Here is an 8,928-nt window from a genome sequence, read left to right on the forward strand (position 1 = left end):
TCGGCACGGATGCCCTCGATCCTGGTGTTGAAGTCGTCGCGCAGGGCGTCGGCGCGGAGCGTGGTCGCTTTCGCCGCCGCAAAGTCCTTGGCCTCGATTTGCTCGAGCAGCGTCTTGTTCTCTGCGTTCAGGCGCATCAACAGGTCGTTGACGGCATTGTCGATGCGGTCATCGAGGCGTCCGAGCGCGGCGTTGTCGGATGGCGTCGATGGATCGGCGATGATCGCATCGATCAGCACGCGTGCGGCGTCGGCCTCGCGCTTGATCAGGGGCTCGATCTCCTCGAAGGCCTTGCGCGCGCTTTCGTAGCCGGAGTCTTCGCCCGACGCCTGCATCTTCGCCATCATCATCCGGCGCATGGCGAGCGACCGCTCCAGCGCGCGGATGTTGACACGGGCGAGGTGGCCGTAGGCGGGGATGTAGCGGTTGGTGAGCTCGTCGAGGAGATGGCCGACCTGGCCCGCCATCACCATCGACAGCAGCGAGGTGATCACCGCGAGGATGATGAGTCCCGCGGCAATGCCGACGATCTTCTGCCTGATCGAATTCCGAAACATGCCCAGCCCGGCCGCAGCTGCAATGAGCGGGTCCACCCCGCCGTGACGGCCAGACAGCTAATAGAGTTCCGCGGGGCGGGGTGCAAGCGACCGGCGCCTGCCATCCCGTCCCGAGGCGGGCGCCGGCGGCTAGCGGAGGCCTTCGTAGACCATCAAGCCGCGCGCGATGGCGAGCTTGCGCAGGGTCCGAGGCATGAACCGCTCCTGGGGATGCAGGTAACGCCACGAGGTCAGCACCAGGTCGTGCAGCCGGCTGACGTCGTCCTCGAACGGGGCGAGCAGGCCGGTGAGGCTCGCCGGCATATGGACGCGGGTCGTGAAGGGCAGCAGCAGCAGTTCGAGATGCGCCTTGGCGCCGCTCTCGGTCGTGGCGGTGATGCCGGCGATGGCCGGCAGGGTCTCTTCGACGACGCAGGTGATGATGTCTTCGATCTCGCCGCGGCTCGCACCTGTGAACAGGGCGGAAAAGCTCCGGTTCTTGAGGTCGCAGCCGAGCAGGGCGGAGGTGCGGGTGCCGGCCACGCGGAACGGAAAGCGGGTCTCGCCGTCATAGGACAGTACGAAGATGTCGGACAGCAGTTCGCGTATCGCGGACGGCTCGAACTCACTCCGGTCAGGTGCACGTGCGGTGCCGCGCTTCGCATTCCAATATGCGAAGAACTCGCGGCTTGAGCTGTGTTTCATCTAAACCTTGCCCGGCACCTGTCTCGGCGGGACACATCTGTCCCGGTTTCGCTCAGGCGCCTTCCCTTCTCTGTTGTGCAGGGAAGGCTGTGCAGCGTCCATGCCGTGGCCGCGCTTTGGGCGGCTTATCGGCAGCTTTGTGTTGTTAACGTAAATTTAACTATGTCCTTGGCCCCCGCGGAACCAGTGGGTAGGGTCCGCGCGTTCCTGTTCGCGCCGGCTGCCCCAAGCGCCGGCGCCGTTGGTACACAGGTGGCGTCAAACAGTTTGGTCACCGTGCGGGGAGGGGTGGGGACGTTCTCCCGATCCCTCCGGGGCACGAGAAGACCAGCCGATCAGGGAGGGCGTTCTCAGCGCCCTCCCTTTTCTTTTGTCCCGATTCCGGGCTGCGCGAGACTCGGTGTCCGATTTTGGGATTGTGCACTTGCACAGGGGTGCGAAAGCCGCCTATCTCTGATCCACCGCCGCATCGAGGTCGCCGACCCCTTGGACTCCCATCCCGAATCCCCGCTCGCGCCGCCGCCGGAGGCGCCGCGCGAGCCGATCCTGACCTTGCCGCCGGCGCTCACCGCCTACATCCTCCTGGTCGCGGCGATCCATCTGCGGGTGCTGCTGCCGCCGGAACTGGAGAACTGGACCATCGACGTCTTCGGCTTCATCCCGAAGCGCTACGATTCGACGCTGCTCGACATCACCTTTCCGGGCGGCGAAGGCGCCAAGGTCTGGACCTTCGTCACCTATTCGCTGCTGCACGCCAACCTCACCCATATCGGCTTCAACGTGCTGTGGCTGCTGCCGTTCGGCAGCGCGCTGGCGCGGCGGTTCGACGCGCTGCGTTTCTTTGTCTTCATGGCGGTGACGGCGGCCGCCGGCGCGCTTGCGCATCTGTTGACCCATGAGCACGCGATCGCGCCGATGATCGGAGCGTCGGCTTCGGTGTCGGGGACGATGGCGGCGGCGATCCGCTTTGCCTTCGTGAAGGGCAGCTTCCTGTCGTTCAGCCGTGGCGATGCCGAGGCGGCGGCCAAGGTGCCTGCGCTGTCGCTGTGGCGGGCGCTGCGCAACGGACGGGTGCTCGCTTTCCTGGCGATCTGGTTCGGCGTCAACATCCTGTTCGGCGCCACCTCGCTGTCGCTCGGCGGCGAGGGCGCGAGCGTCGCCTGGCAGGCGCATATCGGCGGCTTCCTCGCCGGACTGCTGCTGTTCTCGTTGTTCGATCCGGTGCCACGCACGCGGGACGATGCTGCGGATGCGTCATCGGTGGATCAGTCGGGGCGCGTCTGATCGCCGCTTGCGGCCTGGATCGAATTCCTCCATCATCTTTGCGACGCAGAAACAAAGCGGGCAGACAATCGAGCCCTGCTACTCGCCGCGCCCCGGAACCGAAATCGGCGCGGAACTGTTGATTGAAGACTCTGGCGAACAGGCTCGACCCGCCCAAGGCGCGGGGCACGAGCGGATTCAGGGAGGCCGACAATGACGGTACGTTCCATTCTCGATGCAAAAGGCCATCAGGTCATGAGCGTCGCGCCCGGCGCGAAGCTCTCGGCCGCGGTCAAGCTGCTCGGCGAGCGCAAGATCGGCGCGGTGCTTGTGATGGAGCAGAGCCGCATGGAGGGCATCCTGTCGGAGCGCGACATCGTGCGCGTGCTCAGCGAGCGCGGCGCAGGCGCGCTGGACGAACCGGTCAGCGCGGTCATGACCAAGAAAGTCGTGAGCTGCCGCGAGTCCGATACGGTCAGCGGCATCATGGAGATGATGACCACGGGAAAATTCCGCCATCTTCCTGTCGTCGAGGACGGCAAGGTGGTCGGGCTGATCTCGATCGGCGACATCGTCAAGCGGCGCGTCGAGGAATACGAGCGCGAGCAGGAGGCGCTGCGCGACTACATCAAGACCGCCTGAGCGCTACTTGCCGGTGCTGCCCGCGCTGCTCGACGGCGGCACCAGGATGTCGATCGCCTCCTCGATTGCGCTGATGGAGCGTTCGGCGGCGCGGATGCCGTGCGCGATCAGGTCGTCGGCGCGGTGGAAGTCGAACCAGCCGATCTGACCGACCCGCGGCGAGATCAGCATATCAGGCGGATCGCCGGCAAGGCGCGCGCGGGTGATGCGGTCCTGCATGATGTTGAAGGCGTCGACCATGACGCTCGAAATGCCGGGCCGGCTGGCGCTGCCGAAAAACTCCCGCTTCACGGTACGTTCGGCGGAGAAGAAGCGGCCAAACCGGCGCTTCGGCGGCTCCGGCTCGAGCTCGGCCTCGGCGGTCACGGCAACCGTCACTTCGGGCGCGGCGGACGGGCCGTGATTGTAGATCGTGGTCGAGTGCGCGAACACGTCGCTGGAGAGGTTCGCCGCAATGACGATCTCGGCGCCGAGCGCGCGCGCGGCCGAGACCGGCACCGGATTGACGAGCGCGCCGTCGACCAGCCAGCGGTCGCCGATCAGGACCGGCGCGAAGATGCCGGGCAGGGCGTAGGAGGCGCGCATGGCGTCGACCACGCGGCCCTGGGTCAGCCAGATCTCGTGCCCGGTGCGCACTTCGGTGGCGACGCTGGCGAACTTGACCGTGAGGTCCTCGATCATGACCTGGCCAAGCGCGGCCTCGATCTCGGCGGCCAGCTTGGCGCCGCGGATCAGGCCGGAGCCGTTGAGGCGGATGTCGAGGTAGCCGAGCACGCTGCGCGGCTGCAGGCCGCGCGCCCACTGCTCCAGCGTCTCGATATGGCCGGCCGCATAGGCGCCGCCGACCACGGAGCCGATCGAGGTGCCGACCACCACATTGGGGACGATGCCGTGGGCCAGCAGGGTCTTGATGATGCCGATATGGGCAAAGCCACGCGCGGCGCCGCCGCCGAGCGCAAGCCCGATGACCGGCCGGCGAACCGTTCCCAGGCCTACCTTGTCGGGGCCGTCGGAGCTCTTGTGGCCTCGGCCCATCCAGCTATCCAACACGACAAATCTCCTGCCAGCGCGAGACTAGGCTGCGCAGCATGGCTGCGCCAGCGTCGTCCGTCTTCATGGTTAGTCCCACAGGCATGATTCATGCCCCGGGTAGTCCGCGGTAGGCAGGGAATGTGACTGGACCGCGACGATAGGGCTAACATCGGCTTGATCGCGCGGTTCCAAATGGCGGAGGGCGCCCGCCCGGACTGTGACAAAGCCTTGGACGCACCTTGGACGAAGGCTTGAATTTGCCGCGTTTTCGTTGAAAAGCATGGTGATGACTTCGAGGGGCAACGGCATCGGCGGATGCGGGCGGGGCATGCGGCTCCTTCCGCTGTTGACGCTTGCGGCATTTTTGCTCGCCCTGATCCCCGGTTCCGTATCTGCACAGTTCTTCAGCGACCGGCCGCCGCCGATTCCGCCCGCCTCGGTCCCGGAGGTGCCGTCCGGTCCGGCGCTCAACCTGGCGCCGCCATCGGGCGGTGGTTCAGGGCCCGTTCTGCCCGGCCCGCTGAACCAGCCGACCATCGTCCAGCCCTCGACTGCGACGGTGCCGCCGGTGTTAGCAGCGCCGCCGGCCGGGTCGCCGGCCGCGGGGCAGGCGGTGCTGTCGCTGACGGCGCGGTACGGCAAGGACCTGCCGGTCATCAATGCCGGGCTGGTGTGGCGGGTGTTCGCCGACAAGCCTGACGACAACGGCACCTACAAGCTGATCCGCGAAGAGCGCGGGGCGACGCCCAACGTGGTGCTGCCGCCCGGCAACTATGTCGTCCATGTCGCGCTCGGGCTCGTCAGCGCGGTGCGCGCTGTCAACCTGAAGTCGGAGACCGACCGCGAGTCCTTCGTGCTGCCAGCCGGGGGCCTGCGGATCGAGGGCCGCGTCGGCAGCAGCAAGATCCCCGCCAACCAGATCTCGTTCGCGATCTACAAGGGCAGCCAGTTCGACGGTTCGGACCGTGGACCGATGGTGCCGAACGTTGCCGCCGGCGACGTCGCGCTGCTGCCTGAGGGCACCTACTACATCGTCTCCAACTATGGCGACGCCAACTCGGTGGTGCGCTCCGACATTCGCGTCGCAGCGGGCAAGCTGACCGACGTCACCGTCACCCATCGCGCCGCCGTCATCACCCTCAAGCTGGTCAGCGAGCGTGGCGGCGAGGCGCTTGCCAACACCGCCTGGTCGGTGATCACGCCGGGCGGCGACGTGATCAAGGAATCGATCGGCGCGTTCCCGCGCGTCGTGCTCTCGGAAGGCGAGTATCGCGCGATCGCCAAGAACGAAGGCAAGGTGTTCGAGCGTCCCTTCAATGTCGTCAATGGTGTCGATGGCGAAGTCGAGGTCGTGGCGCGCTGACGTCCGACTGGCCCGCATTTCATGCAGCTGTCATAGTCTCTAATGTGAACTAACCATCGCGCGAATTTGAGCCGTCATAATCGCTCGCGGCGATGCCGGGCCTGCCTAATTTTTACATGACGTTAAGCCGCGGCATGACTTGGATGTCGTGGGGACTAGTGTTTGCGTGGGGCGCGCCATGGTCATGGCCAACAAGAAATCAGCAAAAGCATCGGCCAAATTCAATTCCGAGATGTTCGCCGACGTACCGGTTCTGCAACGCAAGTGGCAGGCCGCGGTCCGTCCCGGCGAAAAGCTGCCGCACTATGAAGACGTGATGCTCGGCAGTCTCGGCCGGCTCGCGGATCATATCGTGCTGTTGCGGAGCGTCGATGGCGTGCTCAGCGTCTCGCACGCCGGCCGCTATGTCCAGACATGGCTGAACGACGAGCGCTGGGACATTCCGCTCAGCGCCCTGCCGCCGGATTGCGCCACCGCGTTGACCGAAGCCGCCGCAAACGCGCGCGAGAACTGCCGGCCCTATCTGGCGTCGGCACATTGCGTCCGCGACGGGTTGGTGCGTACCTTCGACGTGCTGGCGCTGCCGACGCGGTCGCGCTGGGGCGGTATCCTGGTCGGCGTCTACGTCAACGAGCGCAATGCGCAGTACAATCTGCTCGATACGATTTTCTCGGCCACCGACGAGGGCGTGCTGTCGCTCGCCGCGATCCGCGATGCGCGCGGCGAGCCGGCCGACTTCCAGATCGTGCATCTCAACCAGGGCGCCGCAAGGCTGCTGATGCAGCCTGCGACCGAATTGCTGTGGCGTCGGCTCAGCGCCGGCGGCAACCCGCTTGCGGCGTCATCGGTGATGAGCCGTCTGCGTGGATTTGTCGGCGGCGGCCCGGGCGGGCAGTTCGAGATCGACAGCGGCGATCGCTGCCTGCGGCTCGGCGTCACGGCGTTCGGCGACATGCTGTCGCTGACCGTCTCCGACGTCACCGCGCTGAAGCAGCGCGAGCTGTCGTTCCGCCTGCTGTTCGAGAACAACCCGATGCCGATGTGGGTGTTCGACGCCGGCACGATGGAATTTCTCAGCGTCAACGACGCCGCCGTTCAGCACTATGGCTACAGCCGGGAAATGTTTCTCGGCATGACGCTGCGCCAGATCTGGCCGGTGGATGAGTGGAGCGTGCACAGCGCCGCGTTGCGCGAGATCGGCGACGTCTATCAATCGAGCCGCGACTGGCGGCACATCAGGGCCGATGGCAGTGAGATCCATGTGCTGACCTTCGGACGCAAGGTGGCGTTCGAGGGCCGCGACGGCTATCTGGTCGCGGTGGTCGACATCACCGAGCGCCGCGCCGCCGAAGCGCGGATCGCGCACATGGCGCACCATGACGGTCTCACCAATCTGCCGAACCGCGATTTCTACCAGGAGCGCCTGCGCGAGGCGCTGGAGCGCGGCCGCAGCGGCAACAGGCGCGTCGCGGTGATGTGCATCGACCTCGACCTGTTCAAGAACGTCAACGACTCCTTCGGGCATCCGATGGGCGACCGGCTGCTCAAGCTGGTGGCGGAGCGGCTGCGCGAGGTGGTCCGCGACGACAACGTGGCGGCCCGCCTCGGCGGCGACGAATTCGCGATCGTGCTTGCGGCCGACGTTTCGCCGAACGAGGCGAGCGCTTTCGCCGAACGGCTGATCGAAGCGCTGAGCGCGCCCTACAACATCGACGGGCTCGAGGTCGTGGTCGGCGCCAGCGTCGGCATCGCGCTGTCACCGGGTGACGGCACGACGTCGGAAGAATTGATGCGCAATGCCGACATGGCGCTGTACCGCGCCAAGTCCGAGGGCGGCGGCGTGCATCATTTCTTCGAACCGGAGATGGATCAGCAGGCGCAGAAGCGCCGCGACATGGAGCGAGATCTGCGCGCGGCCTTCAGCAACGGCGAGTTCGAGCTGCACTACCAGCCGCTGGTCGATATCGCAGCCGACCGTATCTCTGGCTTCGAGTCGCTGCTGCGCTGGCGGCACCCGCAGAAGGGCATGGTCTCGCCTGCAGAGTTCATCCCGGTCGCCGAAGACATCGGCCTGATCGTCGCGCTCGGCGAATGGGTATTGCGCGAAGCCTGCTCCGAGGCGATCAAGTGGCCCGCCGATGTGAAAGTGGCCGTCAATCTGTCGCCGGTGCAGTTCCGCAGCCGCAATCTGGTCCAGGCCGTGATCTCGGCGTTGGCGCATTCCGGCCTGCCGGCGCGGCGGCTCGAGCTCGAGATCACCGAGTCGGTGTTTCTGGCGGAGACCGAGGCCAACCTCGCGATCCTGCATCAGCTGCGCGAGCTGGGCGTCAGCATCTCGATGGACGATTTCGGCACCGGCTATTCCAGCCTGAGCTATCTGCGCAGCTTCCCGTTCGACAAGATCAAGATCGACCGCTCCTTCGTCAAGGATCTGGCGCGGCGCTCCGATTGCCTCGCGATCGTGCGCGCGATCTCGGGCCTTGGCCGCAGCCTCAGGATCACCACGACCGCGGAAGGGGTCGAGACGACAGACCAGCTCGACTGGCTGCGCGCCGAAGGTTGCAACGAGGTGCAGGGATTTCTGTTCAGCGCGGCGAGGCCGGCCGGCGAGATCGCGGCCTTGCTGAGCGGCTTTGCCGAGCGTGCGTCGAAGGCGGCTTGAGTCGCTTCTGCGATTGCCAAGCCCGAGGGCCCTCGTAGCCCGGGTGAGCGCAGCGATACCCGGGACGAGCGTCCCGCATGTCGCTGCGCTCATGCGGGCTACAAGGCTGTAACCCTAGAACCGCGTCACGATATCCGATAGCGCCGGGCGCGGGCGGTCCTCGCTCGGCCTGGTCGGGGTGCCGATGTGAATGAGCCCGGCGAGCTTCTCGTCCGGCTTCAGGCCGAGGCCGTCGAGCACGTCGCGGTCGAAGGCGAACCAGCCGGTCAGCCAGCAGGCGCCGTAGCCGAGCGCGGTCGCCGCGATGACGATGTTCATCGCGCTGGCGCCCGCCGACAATTCCTGCTCCCACGGCGGCACCTTCGGGTGCGGCTTGGTGAAGGAGACCACGCCGATCACCAGCGGCGCGTCGGTCAGGCGCTTCTTCTCGACCTCGATGTCGGAGGCCGGCGCGCCGGGATTCTTCCGGGCGAAGACCTTTGCGATCACGTCGCCGGCCCGCGCGCGGGCATCGCCCTCGAACACGATGAAGCGCCAGGGCGCGAGCTTGCCGTGGTCAGGCACGCGCGCGCCGATCGTCAAAATGGTCTCGAGCTCGGCTGCGGACGGGCCCGGGCCGGTCATCTCGCGCGGTTTCATCGAGCGGCGCGTCTTCAGGAGTTCAATGGCATCGGGCACGGAATTGTCCTTCAAGGGGAGTCGTGCCCCCATCTTGGGGGCACGAC

At 66.4% G+C, this 8,928-nt stretch carries 7 protein-coding genes and 1 pseudogene; 4 read left to right on the forward strand and 4 right to left on the reverse strand.

Going from position 1 to position 8,928, the window contains the following annotated elements; genetic code table 11:
• Positions 1-557 (reverse strand): annotated as a pseudogene (locus AKL29_RS44870) (adenylate/guanylate cyclase domain-containing protein); the annotation flags it as partial.
• A 129-nt stretch (positions 558-686) separates the two neighbouring features.
• A complete protein-coding gene (locus AKL29_RS15110) occupies positions 687-1,241 on the reverse strand; it encodes a PAS domain-containing protein (RefSeq protein WP_050384746.1) in 555 nt (184 codons plus the stop codon).
• Between the two features lie 486 nt (positions 1,242-1,727).
• Between AKL29_RS15110 and AKL29_RS15115 the strand changes: the two genes are divergently transcribed.
• Together AKL29_RS15115 and AKL29_RS15120 are read left to right on the forward strand one after the other, a co-directional pair.
• Entirely contained in the window at positions 1,728-2,525 is a 798-nt protein-coding gene (locus AKL29_RS15115) for a rhomboid family intramembrane serine protease (protein ID WP_050384747.1), read from the forward strand.
• 192 nt (positions 2,526-2,717) lie between these two features.
• Positions 2,718-3,146, forward strand: a complete 429-nt coding sequence (locus AKL29_RS15120) for a CBS domain-containing protein (protein ID WP_028336151.1) — start codon at positions 2,718-2,720, stop codon at positions 3,144-3,146.
• Between the two features lie 3 nt (positions 3,147-3,149).
• On the opposite strand, the gene AKL29_RS15125 is transcribed toward AKL29_RS15120, so the two are convergent.
• On the reverse strand, positions 3,150-4,196 hold the full coding sequence (locus tag AKL29_RS15125) for a patatin-like phospholipase family protein (protein WP_050384748.1): 1,047 nt from the start codon (positions 4,194-4,196) through the stop codon (positions 3,150-3,152).
• A gap of 268 nt (positions 4,197-4,464) precedes the next feature.
• Between AKL29_RS15125 and AKL29_RS15130 the strand changes: the two genes are divergently transcribed.
• Together AKL29_RS15130 and AKL29_RS15135 are read left to right on the forward strand one after the other, a co-directional pair.
• Complete coding sequence (locus tag AKL29_RS15130) at positions 4,465-5,541, forward strand: hypothetical protein (RefSeq protein WP_028336153.1); 1,077 nt, start codon at positions 4,465-4,467, stop codon at positions 5,539-5,541.
• A 178-nt stretch (positions 5,542-5,719) separates the two neighbouring features.
• The gene (locus AKL29_RS15135) at positions 5,720-8,203 is read left to right on the forward strand and encodes a putative bifunctional diguanylate cyclase/phosphodiesterase (RefSeq protein WP_050384749.1); all 2,484 of its coding nucleotides are present in this window, start codon (positions 5,720-5,722) and stop codon (positions 8,201-8,203) included.
• A 114-nt stretch (positions 8,204-8,317) separates the two neighbouring features.
• Here AKL29_RS15135 and AKL29_RS15140 read toward each other — a convergent pair whose 3' ends face one another.
• Positions 8,318-8,881 (reverse strand): nitroreductase family protein, encoded by a 564-nt coding sequence (locus AKL29_RS15140; RefSeq protein ID WP_050384842.1) that lies wholly within the window; start codon positions 8,879-8,881, stop codon positions 8,318-8,320.
• Between the last annotated feature and the right edge of the window lie 47 nt (positions 8,882-8,928).

Origin of the sequence: Bradyrhizobium pachyrhizi (assembly GCF_001189245.1) — a bacterium.
Taxonomy (GTDB): Bacteria; Pseudomonadota; Alphaproteobacteria; order Rhizobiales; family Xanthobacteraceae; genus Bradyrhizobium; species Bradyrhizobium pachyrhizi.